The sequence below is a fragment of the Pandoraea iniqua genome (genome assembly GCF_902459685.1).
In the GTDB taxonomy this organism is placed as follows: Bacteria; Pseudomonadota; Gammaproteobacteria; order Burkholderiales; family Burkholderiaceae; genus Pandoraea; species Pandoraea iniqua.
The window spans coordinates 299,054-321,406 of sequence record NZ_CABPSF010000007.1; the positions used below are offsets into that span (position 1 = coordinate 299,054).

Here is a 22,353-nt window from a genome sequence, read left to right on the forward strand (position 1 = left end):
CACGAAACGGAAAACGGCACGCAAAACAGCACGATTACGATCACGACGCCTGGGGCAAAGTCATGACCCACGATGCTTGTGCGCAGTGCGCGACATTCATCTGCCGTGATGTCGTCGTGAAGTCTTATAGGACCACGCTTCATGAGTGACACCGGACACCTGAAGGCTACACGCCGCCTATGTGAATGACAAGGTGACGGATGACGCGCTGCGTGAGAACTGGCGCGGCTTTGCGCGCATTGCGCACCATGCGGCGGGCACGAGCGGGCGATATTCGGCGCGGATGATGTTGCTTATGCTTGATCGGAAATGGCGCTATATCCAGTGGAATACGGCGCCATCCCGATATCGGCGGGCCCTGCAAATTATTTTGTGCAGTGCGCTGATTTTTATCGTTTTTCTCAGGCGGCGTCCGATGAGTGCAGGCAACTGCACGCACAGCGCTCAGACGATGCGCAATTCCATGCACGTGAGATCGAGCCAGCGGCCGAACTTGGTACCCACTTCGCTGAAAACACCAACCGTGCGAAAACCGAGCTTCTCGTGCAAGCGAATCGACGGCGCATTTTGCGCTTCGATGCTCGCAATCATCACGTGAATGTTGGCGGCACGCGCACGCTCGATCAGGGCACGCATGAGCGCCTCGCCCACGCCGCCACCGCGCGCGTTCTGGTGAATGTAGATCGAATGTTCGACGGTGTGACGATAGCCGTCGAACGCGCGCCAGTCGCCATATGAGGCATAGCCGAGCACGTCGTCGCCGCGTTGCGCAACGATGACCGGGAAGCCCTTCGCCAAACGTGCGGCCAGCCACTCGCGACGATTGTCGAGATCGACGACGATTTCGTTCCAGATGGCCGTGGTGTGTTCCACGGCATCGTTGTAGATATCGCGAATGACGGCGAGGTCCGCGTCGGTGGCGTCGCGAACGGTGACGGCTGGCTTCATGATGAGATTTCCACGCAAGGTGTAGCGATGACAATGATGTCTAATTTCGGCATCTAGTTTACTAGAAATTAATTTCCAGTAAACTGGACAGCATGGATATCAACGAACGCATCGCCCGCCGGGTTCGCGATTTGCGAAGCGAGCGCGGCTACTCCCTCGACACGCTGGCCGAACGCAGCGGCGTCAGCCGTTCGAGCATTTCGCTCATCGAGCGCGCCCAGACGAGCCCGACCGCCAATGTGCTCGACAAGCTGGCCACGGCACTCGACGTCACACTCGCGTCGTTGTTCGACGAAAGCACCGGCGACGATGCCCTGCCCTCGCCCGTCGCGCGGCGCGCCGATCAACCCGTGTGGACCGATCCCGACTCCGGTTACGTGCGCCGCAACCTCTCACCCGCCGAAGCCTCGCCGCTGCAATTCGTGGAAGTGCACTTCCCGGCCGGCGAGCGCGTGGCCTACGACACGGGCGCGCGCGATAACGAAGTCTGGCAACAGGTCTGGGTCATCGGCGGCACCATCGAGATCACGCTGGGCAACACCACGTGGCGGCTCGATGCCGGCGATTGTCTCGCGATGCGGCTCGATCGACCGATCGGCTATCACAACCCGACTTCGGCGACGGCGCACTACCTCGTCGGGCTCGTTACGCTACCGTTCGTCGCTGCCCGGAGGGCAACATGACGTCATCCATTACCTTGCAACGGCTCGACGGCGCGCAAGCGCTGGCCGAAGTCGACGCGCTCGCCGATGTACTGATCGACTGCGTGGAAGGCGGCGCATCGGTCAGCTTCATGCTGCCGCTCACGCGCGACCGTGCTACAACGTTCTGGCGCAAGGTCGCCGACGGTGTGGCGCGTGGCGAGCGTGTGCTGCTGGTTGCGCGCAGCCGTGATGGCGACCAAGGGAATCAAGGCAAGATCGTCGGCACAGTGCAGCTGATTCTCGACCTTCCCGAAAACCAGCCGCACCGCGCCGACGTGGCGAAGATGCTGGTGCATCGCGACGCGCGTCGGCAAGGCGTGGCACAGGCGCTGATGTCAGCCATCGATGACGTGGCGCGCGCCGAGCGCCGCCATGTCCTCGTGCTGGACACCGTCACCGGTGGCGACGCCGAGCGGTTATATCAACGCAGCGGCTGGCAACGCGCGGGCGACGTGCCGAAGTTCGCGCTCATGCCCGACGGCGAATTCTGCGCCACGACCTTCTATTACAAGCATCTCTGAACTCTGACGCACCGCTCAGTGCACAGCGGCCAGTCCTTCCAATAACGCCTTGTGGAATGCCGCCGGGTCTTGCATCTGCGGGGCATGGCCCAGCTCGGGAAACTCCACCAGTGTTGAGCCGGGAATCGCGGCGTGCGCCGCCTTCGCGAGCACGGGGTAATGCCCGATGCGCGCCTGTACTTCCGGCGGCGAAAAATCTTTGCCGATCGCGGTCGTGTCTTTGTCGCCGATGAGCAGCCATGTCGGCACGCGAATCTGGCCGAATTCATACACCACCGGCTGCGTGTAGATCATGTCGTAGAGCAGCGCTGAGTTCCACGCGACGATGCGCTTGCCCGGCCCGCGATACATCCCCGCGAGCATCTGCACCCACGGTTCATAGCGTTCGTTCCACTGTCCGGCGTAGTACGTCGCCTGTTCGTAGCGGCGAATACCGGGTGCGCTCGTGCGCAGATCGCGCTCATACCACTCGTCCACCGTTTTCGACGGCACACCGAGGGCCTTCCAGTCTTCCAGACCAATCGGATTGACGAGTACCAGTTGCTGCGTCTCGCCGGGATACATCAGCGCATAGCGCGCGGCGAGCATGCCCCCCGTCGAGTGGCCGACGATGGTGGCGCGCGTGATTCCCAGCGACGCGAGCAGCGCATGCGTGTTGTTCGCCAGTTGCTGGAAGCTGTACTGATATTGCGCGGGCTTGCTCGATTTGCAGAAGCCGATCTGGTCGGGCGCAATCACGCGATAACCGGCCCCCGACAGCACGTCGATGGTCTCGCGCCACGTCGCCGCGCAGAAATTCTTGCCATGCAGCAGCACGACGGTACGGCCATTGGGCTGCGCCGGTTTTACGTCGAGATACACCATGTGCAACGGCGTGCGCTGCGAGGTGAAATCAAAACGATTCACCGGATACGGATAGTCGAAGCCCTGAAGCTCGGGCCCATACGCCGGCCCCGCGTTGCTGTCGGCACTATCGGCGGCATGGGCCACCGACGGTGCGACGCCCGACAGGGCGATCAAAGGAACGAGCGACGTCAGGCTGGCGAAAGCGCACGCGCGCAATGCCGCCGCACAGTATCGGGAGACACGGCGCAGGCGCGTTGGGGGCATTGGGGGCATTGGGGTCATGAGAGCAAGCGTGCGATGGCACGCAAAGTGGCACAAAGCGGATGCCGGCGATTGTGCCACGGGCCCGCGCATGGCGAGCACCACGCAAAAAGGCACGCCGCCGCCTCCTACTGACAGAGACTTACGGACGTGCCTTTGAGGCATCAGCCCCCATCACTCAATGACAGGGCAACCGGGGGGCTGAGTGACGACTTAGTTACCGAAGTAGGTCGTGCCGGCGCGTTGCAGGCCACCGACCGAACCCGGCGTGACCGGTGCCGCAGCGGCGGCCGGTTGTGCGCTGGGCACAGCCTTCGGGTAGACGGTGTCGTGTTGCACGACCAGACCGTCCTTCTGTGCCTGAATCAGTTCTTCGCGAACTTGGGCACGCGTGAGCACGCTGGTTTGCGGAACCCACGAGAATTCCGACGGGCCGTCAAAAGCATCGCTGGCGAAGGCCGAACCGGCCGACACAGCCAACATGGCGGAAATCAGGGCAGAGGTAATAAGAGTGCGCTTCATGGTGTTTCTCCTGTCTATTGAAGGGGGCGATGCTTGATTCATCGTCGACAATGACAGTCTATTCGTGCGTGTATTGATGATAAATACCATCAATTACAATCATTTATTTCATATTTAGAAATAATTGGATGAAACGGGGTCGTATGGGGGCGCCTCGCGCCTACACGTCCAATAAGTCAGAAGCCAAGCTCGTCATTCGGTATAACCCTCAACTTTGAAGGGTTATACCGGCCGGTGCTACCTGCTCGATGTTTCACATATTCAACAACCCGGAAGCCGCATTGGGCGACGCATGTTTCGGCACCCGCAACGCTAGCGATGTGGGCACTCACGCAACAAGTTAGTGAGCGCGAACCCCGCTACGCCGGGGCTTATGGTATTTTTCTCTCGCTTCAAACGCGCGTATAAGCGAGCCCTCGCTTCGGAAACCGAAAGAATTGTGCAAAACCGGACCGCATTCATCCGCGGCCTGCATGGCTGCCACAACTTTGACGCGTTGGGAACGGTTTTGAAGGGTCAGAAAGAAACTCTGTAAAATCCGCAGCGGCAATGGGGGGCCGTGCAGGACACAAGCCGTGTCCCGACGACGTGCCCCACGGGATACCTCGCCGCTCAAGGGAAGATAAGCATCAGATGAAAGCGCCCAGCAACCTGATTACTGGTGAAGTGCGGACCAAAATCCGCGGCATGATTCTCGCCTCGGAGCTCAAGCCGGGGCAGCGCCTTATCGAAGACGATCTGATCCAGTTGCTCGGCGTTGGCCGCACACCGGTGCGCGAAGCGCTGCTGATCCTGCAAGGCGAAGGCTTTATCGCCCGCAATCGCGGTTGGGAAGTTCAGGGGGTCGATCACCTTCAGGTGAACGCGATCTTCGAAAGCCGTGCCGCGATCGAAGCGGAAACGGCGCGGCTAGCGGCCCGCAAGATCACGCCCGAAGCCTGCGATGCGCTCGCCGCGCTCATCGAGCAAATGGAGCCGAGCACGCATCTGCCGCGTCTGGCACTGAACCGGCTGAACAGCGAATTCCACGAGTTGATCGTCAAAGCCGCCGATAACGTCGTGCTGACGCAGTTTCACGAACGCATTCAGTTCTATTACTGGGCGCTGCGCATTCCCGTCATGTTCTCGGACGAGCAACTGAGCGCGACCAACGCCCAGCACCGCGAATTGCTCGATGCGCTGCGTGCCCACGATGAAGTGCGCGCCACGCAGATTGCGCGCCATCACGTCGAGACCACCATGGGCATCGTCGAGCCCGCCCTGCCGCGCTGAACGGCATCTGCTGCGGGCCTCAGGCGCGCGATCTACCTACATTCCCCATACAAGACGCATAGACGTGCCCAGAAGGCTTCCGCCGGGTCACGTCAAGGGCGTGGGCTACCTCGAATTGCCCAGCCGGTCAGCGCACCAGATATCCCGCCACGCGCCAGCGGCTGTCGACGCCGTAAAACATCGTGACCATTTCATGCGCATCGGTCTTGTTCTCGAACGCCGTGTCGTACTGAATCACCACATACTCACCCTCGGGCTGCCCCGGAATGTTGCGCGTGAACACCGCGTCCGCCACCTTGCGTGACTTCACTTTGCCCAGCGGTGTACGCGCGGCACTCAGGCTCTGCGCCCACGCGTCGGCCGGCAGCGAGCGTTGAAACACGGCTGCGGCCTGTTCCCAGCTTTGGGCTGCACGATTGATATCCACCAGTCCGAGCCAGAGATTTGCGGCTTCGAGTGCCGGTTTCACATCGCGGTTGATGTCGCTTGCCGGGGCGCTCACGCCGCTGGCCGGCGTCGCAAACAGCGGCGGCTGGGCCGAGCGCCGTGTCATCGGCTCCTGCGCCTGCACCGAGGCCACGCTCAGACCGGCGGCCACGGCAAGCGTGAGTGTCAGGAAACGGTGAAGGCGGGACATCGACATGACAAAAGCTCCAGAAGATAGACGGTAAACCTTAACCCGGCCATTCTACTGGTGTGTAACGCGCGCAGCGTCGTACATTACAATGCACTACACATGCCCGCCTCCCCCCGCCGGCCTTCCCCATGTTGACGACGTCTCTGCTCGCGATCACTGCCCTGCTCAGCTTCATGATGTTGCTGATCATCGGCTCGCTGGTACGCTCGCGCGTCGCGGGTGTGCGCGAGTGGTGCTGGGCCAACGCGGCCGTGCTCATCTCGCTGCCACTGTTCGCCTTGCGCGGCCACGTGCCCGACTTCCTCTCGATTCCCGTTGCCAATGTCATGCTCGGCGGCGGCCTGCTGCTCTATTACGCCGGTTGTGCCCGCTACCTCGGCCAGTCGCCGCACTGGCCGGTGCTCGGTGCGTCGCTCGGCGTGCTGACCGGGGCCATGTTGTTCTGGTTTTACGGCAGCGAGAACACGCAGCTTCGGGTGGTCATCGTGTCGGCGTATCACGCGGTGGTGCTGCTCGCCACGGCCGTGCTCATCATGCGGCACATTCCGCCACGGCGGCATCCTTATAACTATTGGCTCACGGCGGGCCTCGCCACGGCATTCGCCATCGGCCACATCGTGCGGGGCGCCGTATTCGGCTGGGCACCTGCGCCCGGCCCCGAGCTGATGGGGGCGTCGACGTTCAACGCCGTCATGCTCACTATCGGTGCCGTGGTCATGCCGGCGCTGACCATGGGATCGGTCATGATGATTCACGATGCGATGCTGGCCACGGCGGAAGAAGCCGCCAATCGCGACTATCTGACGGGCGCGCTCTCGCGCAAGCATTTCGATCTGCTCGCCCGGCAGGAGATGGCGCGGGCGCTGTCACACGGCTGGCCGTTGTCGATCGTGGTCATCGACCTCGATCACTTCAAGCAGATCAACGACACCTACGGCCACGCGGGCGGCGACACCGTGCTGCGCGAGTTCGTCAAGCTGGTGCGCGACGGCTTGCGCGAAGGCGATGTCTTCGGGCGGCTGGGCGGCGAGGAGTTTGCCGTGCTGTTACCCGGCACCGATACGGCGGGGGCCATTCGTATTGCCGAGCGCCTGCGCGGGCAAGTGAGCCGGCACCTCGTGGCCGGGCCGTTCGGCGTCTGTCACTACACCCTGAGCGGCGGTGTCGCGACGTGGCACGAGCATGAGAGTCTCGAAGCGCTGTGCATGCGGGCCGACCGCGCGCTGTATGCCGCGAAGATTTCCGGGCGCAATCTCGTGCTCTCCGATGTGCTGTCGAGCGACGAGACCGCGTCGGAAGCGGGTTGACGCTTCCCGTGCCGCCAGTCGGCGTCAGTCGGCGTCAGCTGGCAATCTCCGGGAAGAACTCGCGACGCATACGCGCGACGTATTCCATGAGGTTGGGGTGATTGTCGATCTCGTCGCGCAACAGATGCTTGAACTGCGGCGCCATGGCGCTCGCGATGAACGCAAATGCAGTGGCATCCGCGCCGCAAGGCGAACTTCCGAAGAAATACGGCTTGTCACCAAGCAATTGGGCGGCGGCCTGAGCGCCACGGGCGAGCAACTGCTGTTGCTCCGCAGGTGAATAGCGCTGCGTGCCCTGACCTTGCAGCGTATTGCGGATCTTGCGGCGGATGAACGATTCCGCCACCGGGCGCACCGGCCACGGAATCGACTTGAAGTACGACGCCGGGCCCTTGGCGAAATTCTCGTCATCGCACCAGCGCGCCTGCACCACATACCAATAGAAGTGATCCTCCAGCGCCTTCTCGAACATCCACGCCGCGCCACGCTGTTCGGGCGTCAGGCTGGCGTCGAAGTCGAACCCGTACTTTCGTTCGATGTGCAGGCGAATCAACGTCGAGTCCGGCACGATCTGCCCGTCGTCGTCGATAAACGGCAGCTTGCCCTTGGGCGCACGCCGAAAGCCGCCACGATCCGTCTGGTAAGGCAGCCCGGCCAGCTTGAGCAGCATCTGCGCTTTGATGACGAACGGGCTGGCATCGGGCAGTCCGAATGCCGGACCAAAGGTGTACAGGGTCAACATCGTGGCTAAACTCCTGCGCAAAAAGGGGATGAATAAGGATGGCGCAGAGTATTACATGAGTGAGCGCCCCGGCGGCCAATGTCGCGTCCACGTCACTCGCGCACTGTGGTTTTATACAGTATCATGTACCCCAATCGAGGAACCTTCTCATGGAAACAATCGACTGGGATCAACTGGCGCTAAGCGCCGCCGAGCGGGATCTGGCGGGCGTCGTGCGCGAAATTGCCGCGCGTTACGCGCAGCATCACCGCACGCTCGTGGGCGAGCTGTCCGCGCGTGCCGACGCCAATGACGCCGACGCTACGGCCACCAATGCCACCCATGCTGCCAATACCGTCATGGCGCTCGACTGGCGCACGCTCGTGGCCATCGCCGACGAAGCCGAGGCCGACATCGGACTGCATGCACGCCACGAGGCGTGGGTATTGGCGCACGTGTTGCGCTTGCCGGGAGACGAAGCCCTGCGCCGTGCGGGCGAGTTGCCCGCGCTCGACGCTAACGTCGACCTGCATTGGCCCGACGCGCCGACACCGGCCGTGTTCCGCGCTATCGTGGCCGCATTCGCTGGCGACGATAGCCATGAAGACACCGCGAATTTTGCTGCGGCGAAAGGTATCAAGTCCGCACCACGTTCGTCATCGCCCCACGCCGGTGGCCCGGCATGCTCGGCCTGAATCCAGTCGCTCCAGCCGACCCGGTCGATTCGGTTGATCCGGTCGATCCGGACGAGCTTGCCCGGTCGCTGTCTGCGCCGATGGTGTTCGTCGATCTTGAGACCACCGGCGGCAATGCGTTGTCCGACCGCATCACCGAGATCGGCGTAGTCGAGGTCGGGCCGAACGGCATTGAGCAATGGAGTACGTTGCTCGACCCAGCCGAATCGATTCCCCCTTTTATCCAGCAACTCACCGGCATCACCAACGAGATGGTGCGGGGTCAGCCGTCGTTCGACACGCTGGCGCAAGGGTTGGCCGAGCGGCTGCATGGCAAGTTGTTCGTCGCCCACAACGCCCGCTTCGATTACGGCTTTCTCAAAAATGAATTTCGCCGCGCCGGCATCCCGTTTCAGGCCGATGTGCTGTGTACGGTGCGGCTGTCGCGGCTGCTGTTTCCGGCCGCCGCACGTCACGGGCTCGACGCACTGATCGCACGCTTCGGCCTCGAACCGCTGGGCCGCCACCGCGCGCTCGCCGATGCGGATCTGCTCTGGCAATTCTGGCAAAAGCTGCACACGCTCTATCAACCGGCGTTAATCGACCAAGCGGTACAGCGTGTGACCAAACGCGCCAGCCAGCCGCCACAGTTGCCGGATGAAGCCATCGATGCCCTGCCCGACGCCCCCGGCGTCTATCTGTTCTATGGCGAGGGCGATACGTTGCTCTATGTCGGCAAGAGCGTCGACATTCGCGCGCGCGTGCGTTCTCACTTCTCGAGCGACCATCAGGTCGCCAAAGACTTGCGCATCTCGCAGGAAATTCGCCGCGTGGAAGCGCGGCGCACGGCAGGCGAACTCGGAGCGTTGCTGCTGGAATCGCAACTCGTCAAACAATTGCAGCCGATTCATAACCGGATGCTGCGACGCTCGGCCAGTCTCTATAGCTGGCAGATGGACGCGCAGAGCGACACGCCGCAACTCGTGAACGCCCGCACCGTGGACTTTGCTAGTGTGGGCACGCTCTACGGCACGTTCTCGTCCCGCAACCGGGCAGAAATGGCGCTGCGTTCGCTCGCCGACGAACACCGGCTGTGCTGTGCACAACTCGGGTTGGAGAAAAGCGAAGCGGGCCGTCCCTGCTTCGGCTATCAGGTCAAACGCTGCGACGGCGTGTGCACAGGTGCCGCGCCACTGGCCCCGCACACGGCGCGCTTGCGCGAAGCACTCGCCACCCTGCAATTGCAGACATGGCCCTACGATGGCCCGATTGCCATCGAAGAACGCCGCGCCGGTGCCGAGGGGGCCGAAGGTGTCGTGGATGACGCCGATGGTCCCAACGTCGAGTATCACGTGATCGACCGCTGGCAGTACCTTGGGAGCGTGCGCTCGCAAGACGCCCTGAACGATCTGATCGACGGCATGCCGCCGGTGACCGGTTTCGATCCGGACATCTACCGCCTGCTCGGGCGACGTTTGGCCGCGTCGTCCCCGTTAGTGATCATTCACCTCACAAGGCCGGCATTTCGCCTGAGTCCCGTCGAACCGCCGCAGGACGTTGCCCCCAAGCGAAAGAGTGTGGCGCTGTTGCGTCGCCGGGTGCCGCGCCCGGAAGACCCGGCGCAGCGCCGCCTGCCCTTCGACGCGGAATAAATCCCCCGCCGCAGCACCAACACGGAACGCACCGGCCAGCCACGGGCCGGGCGTCACCGCCTGCGCTCGCCCTGAAGACGCCGCCGTACCTCCCCCGCACCGCCCCTCCATTTATTTCCGAACCGTCGTCACCTAGGCAAAACCCTCCTTTGCACCGTACGGCATGAGCATATAAATATTAAGTATTTGCAAGACGCATGCTGATGGCCGAAGAATACGCAATTCGAATACAACAAGAATTGCCGTTTTTGCGGCCTCGGCGACGTCGATGACCGGACAACGCGCTCTGCACCCTGTGCCGTCGCGCCCCGCCCAACGCCGTCCCACCCCACCGAGCACGATGGAATTACGCCAACTCGAAGCCTTCGCGGCGGTCATGTCGACCGGTAGCATCACTGCTGCCGGACGCCTGCTCGGACGCTCGCAGCCCGCCATCACGCGGATGATTCAGGAGCTCGAAGCCGAAATCGGCTACGCCCTGTTCACCCGCAGTGGCCCGCGCGTCACGCCGACGGAACAAGGCTTTCTGCTCTTCGAAGACGTCGAGCACGTGCTCGCCGGGTTGCAACAAATTCGCGCCCGCGCCGACGAGATCGCCCGGGGTCAGACCCGCCCGCTCCATATTGCAGCGACCTCGGCGCTCGCCGCCGGCCTCGTCCCCGCCGCCCTCGCATTGCCCGGACTCGCGCGCGACAGCATCCAGATCCAGATGCGCAGCACGTCGCCCGAGCAAGTCGTGCACGCCGTACTGACGGGCGCCGCCGACATCGGCGTGACCAGCCTGCCGCTCGAACATCGCGGCATCGTCGTGCACTGGATCGGCGAGTCGGCTTGCGTCGCCGCCGTGCGCTGCGACGATCCGCTTGCCGCTTACGACCGCCTGCCGCTGGCCGAATGTGTGGGCCGCCGCATCATCACGATGCAAAACCCCTACCGGCTGCGCCGCCGTCTCGATCAGGCGTTCAGCCAAGCGGGCGTCGCACCGGCTGGACTGATTGAAACCAACGCGTCGATCAACGCGATGACCGCTGTGCGTGCCGGCCTCGGCATTGCCGTGCTCGAACCCGTGACCGCTTACGGTCTGCCGTTGGCCGACGTTGCCGTGCGTCCCATCGACGCCGACATCCCGTTCTTCTTCGGCGTCATTACGCGCGATGCCCGTGCGCCGTCTCCGGCTGCGCTCGCTTTCGTCGACGCACTGGCCGATGCCGCCCGCACGTTGCTGCCCGACTTCGCGCAGCGCGCCGCCACCGAACACGCCCAAGTCTTGCAGTCGCTCTACGGCGATCTGCCCGCCCCCAAGGAAGCCCTGTCGTCATGACCCAGTCCCCGACATCCGCCATCGGCCTGACCGCGCTCGAAACGCGCCTGCGTCAGGACCTCGCCTGGCTCGAACTGCCCGCCAAGCGCTGGGTGCCCGCGCGCACATACGAAGGACAACCCGTGCTCGACGTCGCCATCATCGGCGGCGGCATGGCCGGTCTCGCGGCCGCCACCTCGCTCACGCATCTGGGTGTGGGCGCCGTGATCTTCGATCAGTCGCCGCGTGGCTTCGAAGGCCCGTGGGCCACGACTGCCCGCATGGAAACGCTGCGCTCGCCCAAGCAACTGACCGGCCCGGCGCTCGGCCTGCCTGCGCTCACGTTCCGCGCATGGTTCGAAGCGCAGTTCGGCCTCGACGCGTGGGATGCGCTCGACAAGATTCCGCGCCTGCAATGGATGGACTACCTGCGCTGGTATCGCGAAGTGCTCGCGATCGACGTGCGCAACGAACATCGCATCACCGCCATTACGCCGCTGAGCGGCGGGCAAGACGGTCTGGTTGCGCTGTCCGTGACGTCGCCCGAAGGCGACAGCACCGTCTACGCGCGCCACGTGGTGCTCGCCACGGGCCGCGACGGTTTGGGCGGCGCGACCGTGCCCGCGTTTGCGCGCGACCTGCCGCGCCGCTTCTGGGCGCACTCGTCCGACGAGATGGACTACGCCACGCTGCGCGGCAAACGCGTGGGCGTGATCGGCGCCGGCGCATCGGCCATGGACAGCGCCGCCACCGCGCTCGAAGCGGGTGCCGCCAGCGTTGATCTGCTGATTCGCCGCGCCGATATTCCGCGCGTCAACAAGGGCAAAGGCGCGGGCAACCCGGGGCTGACCCACGGCCACCTGAATCTGCCCGACGAATGGAAATGGCGCATCCGCCACTACGTCAACGTGCAACAAGTGCCGCCCCCGCGCGGCAGCACGCTGCGCGTGTCGCGTCATCCGAATGCCCGCTTCAATCTGGGGGCGCCGATTCTCGACGTCACCCCGGTGGGCGACGAACTGCATGTGCGCACGGCCAAGGGCACGTTTGTGCTCGACTTCCTCGTCTTTGCCACGGGGTTCCGCATCGATATCACGAGCCGTCCGGAGTTTGCCCCGTTTGCGCAGTACGTGCGTAAGTGGAGCGACCGCTACGCGCCTGCGGCCGGTGACGAAGATGTCGAACTCTCCGATTCGCCCGATCTCGGACCGAACTTTGAATTCCTCGAGAAGACACCCGGCGCCTGCCCGGGCCTCGATCGCATTCACTGCTTCTGCGCACCGGCCACGCTCACGCATGGTGCCGTCTCCGGCGATATCCCCGCCGTGAGCGAGGGCGCCAAGCGTCTCGCACAAGGGCTGGCGGGTTCGTTCTACCGCGAAGACGTCGAGCACCACTACGCCAATATGGAAACGTACGCCGAGCCTGAAGTCTACGGCGATGAATGGACGCCCGCCCCGCCGCCGCCCGCACTGAACGGCGACGATGGTGACGACGGCGCCGCTCGCGAGGAGCGCATCGCATGAGTGCATGGATTCTTCGCCGCGTGCTGCAAGCGGTGTTCGTCGTCTGGCTGATGACGCTCATCGTGTTCGTCGGCCTGCATGCCATCGGCAACCCTGTCGACATCCTGATCGGTCAGGACGTCGATCAGGTCGACCGTGCGCGCATCATCGCGCAGCTCGGACTCGACCAGCCGTTGTGGCGTCAATATCTGTCATTCCTCGGCGGTGCGCTGCATGGCGAACTGGGCAACAGCTTCGTCTATAACGTGCCCGCGATTCAGTTGATCCTGCAACGCCTGCCGGCCACGCTCGAACTCGCTGTCTCGGCGCTGATTCTCGCGGTGTTCATCGGCATTCCGCTGGGCCTGTTCGCCGGGCTTTACCCGCGCAACCCGATCTCGAAGCTGCTCATGACGGGCAGCATCGTCGGCTTCTCGCTGCCCACGTTCTGGGTCGGCCTGATGCTGATCATGTTCTTCTCCGTGCATCTGGGCGTGCTGCCCGCCAGCGGACGCGGGGCCACGGTCAGCGTGTTCGGCGTCGAGTGGTCGTTCCTGACGATCGATGGCTTGCGTCACCTGATCTTGCCCGCCCTCAATCTGGCGCTGTTCAAAATCTCGCTCGTCCTGCGCCTCACCCGTGCCGGCGTGGCCGAAGTGCTGCCGCAAGACTACGTGAAATTCGCGCGCGCCAAGGGCCTCTCGCCATTGCGCATCGTGGTCGTGCACGTGTTGCGCAACACGTTGATTCCGCTCGTGACGGTGCTCGGCATCGAGTTCGGTTCGACGATTGCCTTCGCCGTGGTGACCGAGACCGTGTTCTCGTGGCCGGGCGCCGGCAAGCTCATTCTCGACAGCATCAACTCACTGGACCGCCCGGTGATCGTGGCGTATCTCATCGTTGTGGTGTGCCTGTTCGTGTCGCTCAATCTGATCGTGGACGTGCTCTATAAGTGGCTCGATCCGCGTGTGCGCGTGGAGGCCGCTGCCTGATGTCGCTCAATCTTTCTCCGAATGGCGCACCGCCTGTTTCACCCACCGTCGAGCCCGTACCGGTGCGTCGCGAGTCGCCTTGGCAGCAGGGCCTGCACGAATTCCTGCGCTCCAAGAGTGCCGTGTTCGGTCTGGTCATCTTTGTCGTGCTGGCCGTCGCCGCGCTCGCCGCACCGTGGATCACGCCGCAGAATCCGTATGACCTGATGCAGCTCGACGTCATGGACGCACGTCTGCCGCCGGGCACCGCCAACGGTGCCGCGACGTTCACTTACTGGCTGGGCACGGATGGTCAAGGGCGCGATCTGCTGTCGGGCATCATTTACGGCCTGCGCATCAGCTTGGGGGTCGGTGTCGGCTCGGCGCTCATCGCCGGTATTCTCGGCACGATTCTCGGTCTGGTGGCCGCCTACTCGGGTGGCCGCGTCGATGCGCTCATCATGCGGCTCGTCGATCTGCTGCTGTCGTTCCCGTCGATTCTCGTGGCGTTGATGATCCTTGCGTACGTGGGTAAAGGCATCGGCAACGTGGTGCTCACACTCGTGGTGCTGGAGTGGGCGTATTTCGCGCGCACGGCACGCGGTCAGGCGCTCGTCGAATCGCGTCGAGAATATGTCGAAGCCGCCCGCTGCCAAGCGATTCCGAACTGGCGCATCGTGCTCGGCCATATTCTGCCGAACTGCCTCCCGCCGCTCATCGTCGTAGGCTCGCTGCAAGTCGCACGCGCCATCACGCTCGAAGCCACGTTGTCGTTTCTCGGCCTTGGCGTGCCGATCACAGAGCCGTCGCTCGGCCTGCTCATCGCCAACGGCTACCAGACCATGCTCTCCGGCGAATACTGGATCAGCGTTTATCCCGGCCTCGCCTTGCTCATCGCAGTCGTCGCCATCAATCTCGTGGGCGATCGCCTGCGCGATGTGTTCAATCCGAGGTTGCAGAAATGAGCGGTGCGACGCCTTCTACTCCTACTAGTGCCGCGACGCCGCTCACGCTGGAAGTGCGCAACCTGCGCACACAGTTCGTCACGCGCGCGGGCACGCTGCCGGCCGTCGACGACGTCTCGTTTTCGCTGCCGCCCGGGCACATCATGGGCCTCGTGGGCGAGTCGGGATCGGGCAAGTCGGTCACCGGCTTTTCGATCATGGGTCTCGTCGATGAGCCGGGCCGTATCGTGGGCGGCGAAGTGCTGTTTCAGGGGCGCGATCTCACGCGGCTGAAGCCGGCCGAGTTGCGCCACCTGCAAGGCAATCGCATCGCGATGATCTTTCAGGACCCGATGATGACGCTCAACCCCGTGCTACGCATCGACGTGCAGATGATCGAGGCCGTGCGTGCGCATCAACGCGTGTCGAAGTCGCAAGCGCGCGAACTGGCGCGCGACACGCTCGGCATGATGGGCATTCCCAGCCCCGACGAGCGCCTGCGCGCGTATCCGCATCAGCTCTCGGGCGGTATGCGTCAGCGCGTGGCCATCGCCATCGCTATGCTGCACCGGCCCGATCTGATCATTGCCGATGAGCCAACCACTGCGCTCGACGTCACCATTCAGGCTCAGATTCTTTCGGAAGTGCAGAAGCTTGCGCGCCAGCACGGCACCGCGCTGATCTGGATCACGCACGATCTGTCGGTCGTCGCCGGTCTGGCCGATACCGTGGCCGTGATGTACGCGGGCCGCATCGTCGAACAAGGGGCGGTCGACGCCGTACTCGACGCGCCGCAACACCCTTATACGGCCGGGCTGATCGGCAGCCTGCCCAGTCTGAACAAACGCGGTCAGCGTCTGCGCCAGATTCCCGGCATGGCGCCGAATCTGCTCACGATGCCGGCCGGTTGCGCATTCGCCGCGCGCTGCGCCTACGCCACGGCGGCCTGTGCCGTTCGCCCCGAGATGACGCAGACCGCACCGGGCCGTCTGGTGCGTTGTTTCCACCCGGGCGCCGCGCTGCAAAAGGAGATGGTATGAGCACCGCACAACCCAACAGCCCGCAGGGTCATCACGGCGCTGGCGGCAACCGTGCGGCTACCGCCCCGAGTGCCACGTTGCCTGCGCCTATCGTCGCGCTGCGCGGCGTCAGCAAGCGCTTTGGCGAGCGTCACGTCGGCCCGGCCGGGCGTCTGCTCGAACGCGTCGGCCTGTCGCATCCGCCGGCCGTCGTGCGCGCGGTCGATAACGTCGATCTGGTCGTCAAGCCGGGCGAAGTGGTCGGTCTCGTCGGCGAGTCGGGGTGTGGCAAGTCCACCCTCGGGCGCATGCTCGCGGGGCTGCTCAAGCCGTCGTCGGGTGAAGTGCAGATTCATGGCCGCCCCGCCGACTCGTTGAGCGACGACGAAAAGCGCGACGCCCGCCTGAAGATCCAGATGATCTTTCAAGACCCGTATTCGAGTCTGAATCCGCGCCTGCGCGTCGACCGCATTGTCGGTGAAGGCGCGTTGGTGCATGGCCTGACCGATCGCGCGGGTTTCGACGACTACGTGAGCGCGCAGTTGCAGCGCGCCGGGCTCGATCCGGCATTGCGTCATCGTTATCCGCACCAGTTCAGCGGCGGTCAGCGTCAGCGCATCGGCATCGCACGCGCGTTGGCCGTGCAGCCCGATCTGCTCGTGTGCGACGAAGCCGTGGCGGCACTCGACGTGTCGATTCAGGCGCAGATTCTCAATCTGTTCATGGATCTGCGCGAGCAGCTCAAGCTCACGTACGTGTTCATCAGCCATGACCTCGGTGTGGTCGAGCATTTGTCCGATCGTGTGGTGATCATGTATCTCGGCCGGGTGGTCGAGAGCGCACCGGTCGAAGAAGTCTTCCGCCGCCCGAATCATCCGTACACGCAGGCGCTGCTGGCCGAGATTCCGCGTATCGACGTGCGTCACAAGACGTTCTCGGCGATTCGTGGCGAGATTCCGAGCCCGATTGCGCCGCCGGGCGGTTGTCACTTTCACCCGCGTTGTCCGCACGCCATGCCGCGTTGCCGCACGGAAGTGCCGACGCTGCGCGGGGTGGCGATCAACCACGTGAGTGCGTGCCATCTGAACGACGTTTGATGTCGCCGGATTCTTTGAATTAACTGCCTCATTCGAATCATTCGACGACGTGACCGGCCTGCGGTCAGTGTCACGTCAGACCTTCTTTCATTCATCAACGACCAGGATTGCCGATAATGAAACGCTTCTTGTTGTCCTCGTTAGCCGCTGCATTGCTCGTGACGAGCGCCGCGGCCTCCGCACAAAACGCCCAAAGCTCGACCCTGCGCATCGCGTTTGCCGATCCGCTCTCGTCGCTCGATCCGCAACTGAACAACCACGCGGGCGACCGCTCGGTCGATCTGCACTTCTGGGATCTGCTGGTCGAGAACAAGTGGAACAAGCTGCAACCGGGCCTCGCCGTGTCGTGGAAGGCCATCGACGCTAAGACGTGGGAATTCAAGCTGCGCCCGAACGTGAAGTGGCAGGACGGCCAGCCGTTCACGGCCGCCGACGTCATCTATTCGTACACGCGCGCACGTAACGTGCCGGGCAGCGTGGCCACGTTCGCGGGCTACCTGCGCACCATCGAGACGATGAGCGCACCCGATCCGCTCACGCTCGTCGTGAAGACCAAGATTGCAAACCCGGACCTGCCGCTGAACCTCGCGTCGGTGCATATCGTGAGCAAGCACGTGGGCGAGAAGTCGAACACCGACGACTACAACGCCGGGCGCGCCGTCATCGGCACGGGGCCGTTCAAGTTCGTGTCGTACACGCCGGGCGACCGCGTGGAAATGGTGCGTAACGACAACTACTGGGGCGGCAAGTCGGAGTGGGAAAAGGTCGACTATCGCTACATCAATAACGGTGCCGCACGGACCGCCGCGCTGCTCGCCGGCGACGTGGACGTGATCGACAAGGTGTCCGCTTCGGACATTCCGCGTCTGAAGAAGTCGCCCAACGTGACGGTGTTCCCGTACCCGGGTCTGCGCGTGATGCTGCTGCAACCGACCTTCCGCGACGGTCCGAACGACTTCATTACCGACAACAACGGCAAGCCGCTTGCGAAGAACCCGCTGCTCGACGTGCGTGTGCGCCGCGCGCTCTCGCTCGCCATCAATCGCGACGCGATCGTGTCGCGCATCATGCAGGGCACGGCCAGCGAAGCCAATCAGTGGATGCCGAAAGACACGTTCGGCTACAACCCGGACGTGAAGAACATTCCGTTCGACGCCGCACAAGCGAAGAAACTGCTGGCCGATGCGGGCTTCCCGCAGGGCTTCAAGCTCACGATGCACGTGCCGAACGACCGCTACCCGCAGGGCCCGGAAACGGCGCAGGCAGTGGCGCAGTTCTGGACGCGCATCGGCGTGAAGACGCAGGTGGAAGTGGTGCCTTGGGCCGTGTACTCGGGCCGTGCGAACAAGAACGACTACGCCATGACGATGCTCGCGTGGGGTAACGGCACGGGTGAAGCGAGCTACGCGCTCGTGAACGTGCTGGCGACCGTGGATGCCAAGAAGGGTCTGGGCGCCTCGAACTGGGGCCACTACAGCAACCCGGCCGTGGACAAGGCACTCGACGCATCGACCGCCGAGTTCGACGAAGGCAAGCGCGAAGCGATCCTGCGTCAATCGGTCAAGGTCGTGTCGGACGACGTTGGCGTGATTCCGCTGTATCACTATCAGAACATCTGGGCCGTGCGTAAGGGCCTGAAGGTCACGCCGTTCACGAGCGATCGTACGGTCGCGATGCAAGTGACCAAGGCCGCGAAGTAAGCGGACGCCACGGGATCTATTGCCTTATGACGTCATCGCTCATTCTCACGGCAACACCCGCGGATGCACTGATCGACGTGCCGCGCCACCTGGTGGTGCGCGGCGCGGCGCCCGGTGCGCGCGTCACGCTCACCGCGCATACCGCGCGGGCGGGCGGCGTGGTGTGGCACGCCGAAGCCACTTTCGAAGCCGACGCTGAAGGCTGCGTCGACGTGGCGCGCGATGCGCCCGTCGCCGGCAGCTATCAGGGCGTGTCCGCCATGGGACTCATCTGGTCGCAGGTGCCCGAAGACGGCAAAGGCCGTGACGTGTTCCCGCAACCGGTGTCGGCACCGCTGGTGACGACGGTTGTGGCGCAGGCAGATGAGGGGGAGACCACCTCGGTTTCCGTCTCGTTCACCCAGCGTCTGGCAGCCGAAGGCGTCACCCGGCGCGAGGTGCGTGAAGACGGGCTCGTCGGCACGCTGTACCTGCCGCCGGGCGACGGCCCGCACCCGGCGGTCATGATTCTGAACGGCTCGGGTGGCGGCATTAACGAACCGCGCGCGGCGCTCTATGCGTCGCACGGTTATGCCGCCTTCGCGTTGGGCTATTTCAAGACGCCGGGGTTGTCGGATTACATCTCCAACACGCCGCTGGAGTACTTTGCCAAGGGCATGGACTGGCTTCGCCGTACGGTGAAACCGGCCCATGATTTCGTGGCGCTGTCGGGTCAGTCACGTGGCGGTGAGCTCGTGCTGTTGCTCGGCGCGACGTTCCCCGAAGCGGTGTCGGCCGTCATCGGCTATGTGCCGAGTGCATTGATTCATAGTGCGCAGAATGCGTGCGACCCAGCACTCGGCCGCGAAGGCCCGACTTGGCTGCTGGATGGCAAGCCGTTGCCGCATATCTGGGAAAACAACCGGACGGCGTCGTGGGCACCGTTTGATGAAGGACCGCCGCCGCATCGTCATTCCAAAGCGATGTTGACGGCACTGGGTGATGCGGACGCCGTCGCGCGGGCTCGCATTCCGGTCGAGAAGATTCGTGGGCCGGTGATGCTGTTGTCCGCCGAGGACGATGGCTCGTGGCCGTCGAGCCTTTACTCGAAGATGGTGACCGAGCGGCTGGCCGAGCATGACCATCCGTATGCGGTCGAGCATCTCGATTTCTCGCGTGCCGGACACGCCATCGTGTTTCCGTATGTGCCGACGACGCAGCTCGTTTATGCGCATCCAGTCTCGGGCAAGATCAGCACCGGCGGGGGTGAGCCGGATGCCAACGCACTCGCCGACCAGCGTTCGTGGAGTGCCGTTCAGGCATTCCTCGCGAAAGCCGTGGCCGAGCGCGCCCAATCACAAGGACAATCATGACCGCCAACACTCAATACGACATCGCTGACGATCTCGTCGACCGCGTGGCCGGACTCGAAGCCGGTTCTGCGGCGCACACGCTGCGACATGCACGCGACAAGGTTGCCGTCGCCACGCAAGGCAGCTACGAAGGCCTGTTCGATCCTGCGCTTGAAGGCATTTCGCTGGTCGAACGTCTGCTCGTCGCGCTGTATGCGAGCCGGCTCACGCCCTCGCCGTCGCTCGCTTCGCACTATCGCGCTGAATTGGGCAAGCATGCCGTCGATGCCGCACAACTGGCCGCCGTCGAAAATGGCAAGCCCGAAGACGTGACGGATGCCCGTCTGCGTGCGATGTTGATCTTCACGCGCACCTTGATCGAAAACCCGGTCGCGGGCGACAAGGCGGCATTGCAGCAACTGCCGGCGGCAGGTTTGACGACGCCGGCGGTGGTGGCACTTGCCCAACTGATTGCGTTCCTGTCGTACCAGACGCGTCTGGTGGTGGGTCTGCAAGCCCTCAAACAACTGGCTCCGCGGGAGACGACAGCATGAGCGAAATCATCCGTTCCCACGGTTTTACCAACGAGTCGCTCGACTGGGACGCGTGGCTCGACGTCGTGGCACTCGACAAGGCCACGCCGGAACAGGTCGCAGTGCTGGAGGAGAGTCATCCGAAGGCCAAGACGTCGGATTACTACCTCTTTCTGGTACATCAGCCGGAAGTGCTGCGCCAGCGCTCGGCGGCGTTCAACGCGATCATGTACGCACCGGGCGGAATGCCGCGCGCTGAGCGCGAGTTGTCGACGACGGTGGTGTCGCGCATCAATGGCTGCGTGTACTGCGCGTCGGTGCACGCACAGCGCTTCGAGCAACTGGCGAAGCGTAACGATGTGATCCGGGAAGTGTTCGACGAGCCGCGTACGGCAGGGACGACCGCGCGGGAGAAGGCCATTGCGCAGTTCTCGATCGAGCTGACCGAGAAGCCGGGTGATGTGCGCCCGGCACAGTTGCAGGCGCTGCGTGATGTGGGACTGACGGATGCAGAAATCCTCGACCTGATCCACTCGATTGCCATCTTCGCGTGGGCGAATCGCCTGATGCTGAACCTTGGTGAGCCGGTGTTCCCTGAGGAAACGGCTACGGCGTAAATCGCCGCGGCAAGGTGAATTCAAGCGGTGATATCGACTTGAATTCACTCGTTTGTCCCTTTCCGTAACAACGACGCGCTGTCCTCTCTGAGGCAGCGCGTTTTTGTTTTGTCTGGGAGCTTTCGTTCTTTCGTTCTTTCGTTCTCTACGTCCTCTCGTCCCATCGACGGGATGCCAAGAAGCGCCGGCGCCAGACATCCACGTGCCGGTTCAGGCTATCTCTGCCCATATGAAACTCACGGCGTAGTTTTTCGGATAGCGAGCGTTGTGCTTTCTTTCGCCCGGTAATGGTCGTGTCGACAATCTGGTCGCAATGACAAACGACGGCGGGCGACGTCGAGATCATGCGGATTCCGTGCTCCCAGTTTCGATTCAACATATCGTCAACGGGGTGCACCATGCGCTTGCCATAAGCGAGAAGCGTCAGGGCAGCGTCCCTGCGAATCAGGTAGGCCTGCGTTCCCCCGGGCTGCTTGCGATGGTCATGCAGAATCGCCCCGTCTGGGAGACGTCCCACAGGCCAGCGGCCTGCGTCACCACCTTCATTGAGACGGGCAATCCCCCACGGCGTCGTCGCATCGAGCGTGTAACTCAGACGGGCGGCAAAACCGGGCGCGAGTTGGACGTCATCCTCAAGCACACACCAGATGTCGTTATTCGAATCGGCGAGCTCCTGCCAGACACGGTAGTGGCTGTCGTAACAGCCGATTTCACCCAGTGTCAGGTGGTTGCCATAGGTGCGAAGACGGGTTGGCGCGTCATAGACGGCCGGGTACTCGCTCACGCGCTCGGCGTTAAAGAACCGAAACGGTACGCCGGCACGTTTGAGTTGCTCAGTGATGTGCGCGCGACGCGTAACGCTATCGGTCAGCGAGATGACGACGACTGGCGGGAGCTTTGTCCCCGAGTTCGAAAGTGGCTTCATCGTGTGCCGGGCAGCACCGCGCACGAAGATACGCTTCAGCGATGCCCATATCGGTCAGTAAAACAACCGCGACGATAGCCCCGGAATGTGTCATCTCTCGTATCTTTCGAACGATTATCGAAACGGCGGCTTTAAAACTCGGGAGAGAGAAAACTTGGGGGCATTGATGTTGAGGGAATTGATCCGAAGAAAACGGCTTGCAGGGGCAGAGCAAAGGTTTCCGTCGGCCTAAAGCAAAAACCCCTTGCTACACGTTGTAGCAAGGGGTTTTTAGGGGAGCCTGACGATTACCTACTTTCACACGGGTATCCGCACTATCATCGGCGTGGAGTCGTTTCACGGTCCT

At 63.3% G+C, this 22,353-nt stretch carries 22 protein-coding genes; 16 read left to right on the top strand and 6 right to left on the bottom strand.

The annotated features are described in order from the left end of the window. Window positions 1-444: 444 nt before the first annotated feature. On the bottom strand, window positions 445-948 hold the full coding sequence (locus PIN31009_RS22345) for a GNAT family N-acetyltransferase (protein ID WP_150685020.1): 504 nt from the start codon (window positions 946-948) through the stop codon (window positions 445-447). Window positions 949-1,040: 92 nt separating this feature from the next. Between PIN31009_RS22345 and PIN31009_RS22350 the strand changes: the two genes are divergently transcribed. Further along, the gene (locus PIN31009_RS22350; protein ID WP_150685021.1) at window positions 1,041-1,631 is read left to right on the top strand and encodes a helix-turn-helix domain-containing protein; all 591 of its coding nucleotides are present in this window, start codon (window positions 1,041-1,043) and stop codon (window positions 1,629-1,631) included. After that, window positions 1,628-2,173, top strand: a complete 546-nt coding sequence (locus tag PIN31009_RS22355; protein WP_150791614.1) for a GNAT family N-acetyltransferase — start codon at window positions 1,628-1,630, stop codon at window positions 2,171-2,173. The genes PIN31009_RS22350 and PIN31009_RS22355 overlap by 4 nt, the downstream gene beginning before the upstream one ends. A 15-nt stretch (window positions 2,174-2,188) precedes the next feature. Here PIN31009_RS22355 and PIN31009_RS22360 read toward each other — a convergent pair whose 3' ends face one another. Together PIN31009_RS22360 and PIN31009_RS22365 are read right to left on the bottom strand one after the other, a co-directional pair. Next, complete coding sequence (locus tag PIN31009_RS22360; RefSeq protein WP_246185808.1) at window positions 2,189-3,283, bottom strand: alpha/beta fold hydrolase; 1,095 nt, start codon at window positions 3,281-3,283, stop codon at window positions 2,189-2,191. 210 nt (window positions 3,284-3,493) lie between these two features. Then, a complete protein-coding gene (locus PIN31009_RS22365) occupies window positions 3,494-3,802 on the bottom strand; it encodes a DUF4148 domain-containing protein (RefSeq protein WP_087691628.1) in 309 nt (102 codons plus the stop codon). 633 nt (window positions 3,803-4,435) lie between these two features. On the opposite strand from PIN31009_RS22365, the gene PIN31009_RS22370 reads away from it, so the two are divergent. Then, window positions 4,436-5,074 carry a GntR family transcriptional regulator gene (locus PIN31009_RS22370; RefSeq protein WP_174996132.1) on the top strand — a complete coding sequence of 213 codons (639 nt, stop codon included), beginning with the start codon at window positions 4,436-4,438 and terminating at the stop codon, window positions 5,072-5,074. A gap of 127 nt (window positions 5,075-5,201) precedes the next feature. Here the strand turns inward: PIN31009_RS22370 and PIN31009_RS22375 are convergent, their stop codons facing one another. Continuing rightward, window positions 5,202-5,717, bottom strand: a complete 516-nt coding sequence (locus tag PIN31009_RS22375; protein WP_174997342.1) for a DUF4019 domain-containing protein — start codon at window positions 5,715-5,717, stop codon at window positions 5,202-5,204. Window positions 5,718-5,839: 122 nt separating this feature from the next. On the opposite strand from PIN31009_RS22375, the gene PIN31009_RS22380 reads away from it, so the two are divergent. Further along, window positions 5,840-7,018, top strand: a complete 1,179-nt coding sequence (locus tag PIN31009_RS22380) for a GGDEF domain-containing protein (RefSeq protein ID WP_150791616.1) — start codon at window positions 5,840-5,842, stop codon at window positions 7,016-7,018. A gap of 34 nt (window positions 7,019-7,052) precedes the next feature. Here PIN31009_RS22380 and PIN31009_RS22385 read toward each other — a convergent pair whose 3' ends face one another. Next, window positions 7,053-7,760 carry a glutathione S-transferase C-terminal domain-containing protein gene (locus tag PIN31009_RS22385; protein WP_150791617.1) on the bottom strand — a complete coding sequence of 236 codons (708 nt, stop codon included), beginning with the start codon at window positions 7,758-7,760 and terminating at the stop codon, window positions 7,053-7,055. Window positions 7,761-7,909: 149 nt separating this feature from the next. On the opposite strand from PIN31009_RS22385, the gene PIN31009_RS22390 reads away from it, so the two are divergent. From PIN31009_RS22390 to PIN31009_RS22445, 12 genes are all read left to right on the top strand, one after another. Next, window positions 7,910-8,434, top strand: a complete 525-nt coding sequence (locus tag PIN31009_RS22390; protein WP_150791618.1) for a DUF2471 family protein — start codon at window positions 7,910-7,912, stop codon at window positions 8,432-8,434. Then, window positions 8,422-10,065, top strand: a complete 1,644-nt coding sequence (locus PIN31009_RS22395) for an exonuclease domain-containing protein (protein ID WP_150791619.1) — start codon at window positions 8,422-8,424, stop codon at window positions 10,063-10,065. The genes PIN31009_RS22390 and PIN31009_RS22395 overlap by 13 nt, the downstream gene beginning before the upstream one ends. A gap of 340 nt (window positions 10,066-10,405) precedes the next feature. Continuing rightward, window positions 10,406-11,386 carry a LysR family transcriptional regulator gene (locus PIN31009_RS22400; RefSeq protein ID WP_150685030.1) on the top strand — a complete coding sequence of 327 codons (981 nt, stop codon included), beginning with the start codon at window positions 10,406-10,408 and terminating at the stop codon, window positions 11,384-11,386. After that, window positions 11,383-12,891, top strand: coding sequence for a flavin-containing monooxygenase (locus PIN31009_RS22405; RefSeq protein ID WP_150791620.1), 1,509 nt, complete (start codon window positions 11,383-11,385; stop codon window positions 12,889-12,891). The genes PIN31009_RS22400 and PIN31009_RS22405 overlap by 4 nt, the downstream gene beginning before the upstream one ends. Further along, window positions 12,888-13,862 (top strand): ABC transporter permease, encoded by a 975-nt coding sequence (locus PIN31009_RS22410; protein ID WP_087722194.1) that lies wholly within the window; start codon window positions 12,888-12,890, stop codon window positions 13,860-13,862. Before PIN31009_RS22405 ends, PIN31009_RS22410 begins: the two co-directional genes overlap by 4 nt. Then, window positions 13,862-14,806, top strand: a complete 945-nt coding sequence (locus tag PIN31009_RS22415) for an ABC transporter permease (protein WP_150791621.1) — start codon at window positions 13,862-13,864, stop codon at window positions 14,804-14,806. The genes PIN31009_RS22410 and PIN31009_RS22415 overlap by 1 nt, the downstream gene beginning before the upstream one ends. Further along, window positions 14,803-15,825, top strand: a complete 1,023-nt coding sequence (locus tag PIN31009_RS22420; RefSeq protein WP_150685033.1) for an ABC transporter ATP-binding protein — start codon at window positions 14,803-14,805, stop codon at window positions 15,823-15,825. Before PIN31009_RS22415 ends, PIN31009_RS22420 begins: the two co-directional genes overlap by 4 nt. A 77-nt stretch (window positions 15,826-15,902) precedes the next feature. After that, window positions 15,903-16,901, top strand: a complete 999-nt coding sequence (locus PIN31009_RS22425; RefSeq protein WP_058380112.1) for an ABC transporter ATP-binding protein — start codon at window positions 15,903-15,905, stop codon at window positions 16,899-16,901. Window positions 16,902-17,017: 116 nt separating this feature from the next. Next, window positions 17,018-18,601, top strand: coding sequence for an ABC transporter substrate-binding protein (locus tag PIN31009_RS22430; protein ID WP_058377552.1), 1,584 nt, complete (start codon window positions 17,018-17,020; stop codon window positions 18,599-18,601). A gap of 26 nt (window positions 18,602-18,627) precedes the next feature. Next, on the top strand, window positions 18,628-19,953 hold the full coding sequence (locus PIN31009_RS22435; protein WP_150791622.1) for an acyl-CoA thioesterase/bile acid-CoA:amino acid N-acyltransferase family protein: 1,326 nt from the start codon (window positions 18,628-18,630) through the stop codon (window positions 19,951-19,953). Next, window positions 19,950-20,486 (top strand): CMD domain-containing protein, encoded by a 537-nt coding sequence (locus tag PIN31009_RS22440; protein ID WP_150685036.1) that lies wholly within the window; start codon window positions 19,950-19,952, stop codon window positions 20,484-20,486. Before PIN31009_RS22435 ends, PIN31009_RS22440 begins: the two co-directional genes overlap by 4 nt. After that, window positions 20,483-21,082, top strand: a complete 600-nt coding sequence (locus PIN31009_RS22445; RefSeq protein WP_150791623.1) for a peroxidase-related enzyme — start codon at window positions 20,483-20,485, stop codon at window positions 21,080-21,082. The genes PIN31009_RS22440 and PIN31009_RS22445 overlap by 4 nt, the downstream gene beginning before the upstream one ends. Window positions 21,083-21,227: 145 nt before the next feature. On the opposite strand, the gene PIN31009_RS22450 is transcribed toward PIN31009_RS22445, so the two are convergent. Further along, window positions 21,228-22,007, bottom strand: coding sequence for a glycosyltransferase family 25 protein (locus PIN31009_RS22450; protein WP_150791624.1), 780 nt, complete (start codon window positions 22,005-22,007; stop codon window positions 21,228-21,230). Window positions 22,008-22,353 lie beyond the last annotated feature (346 nt).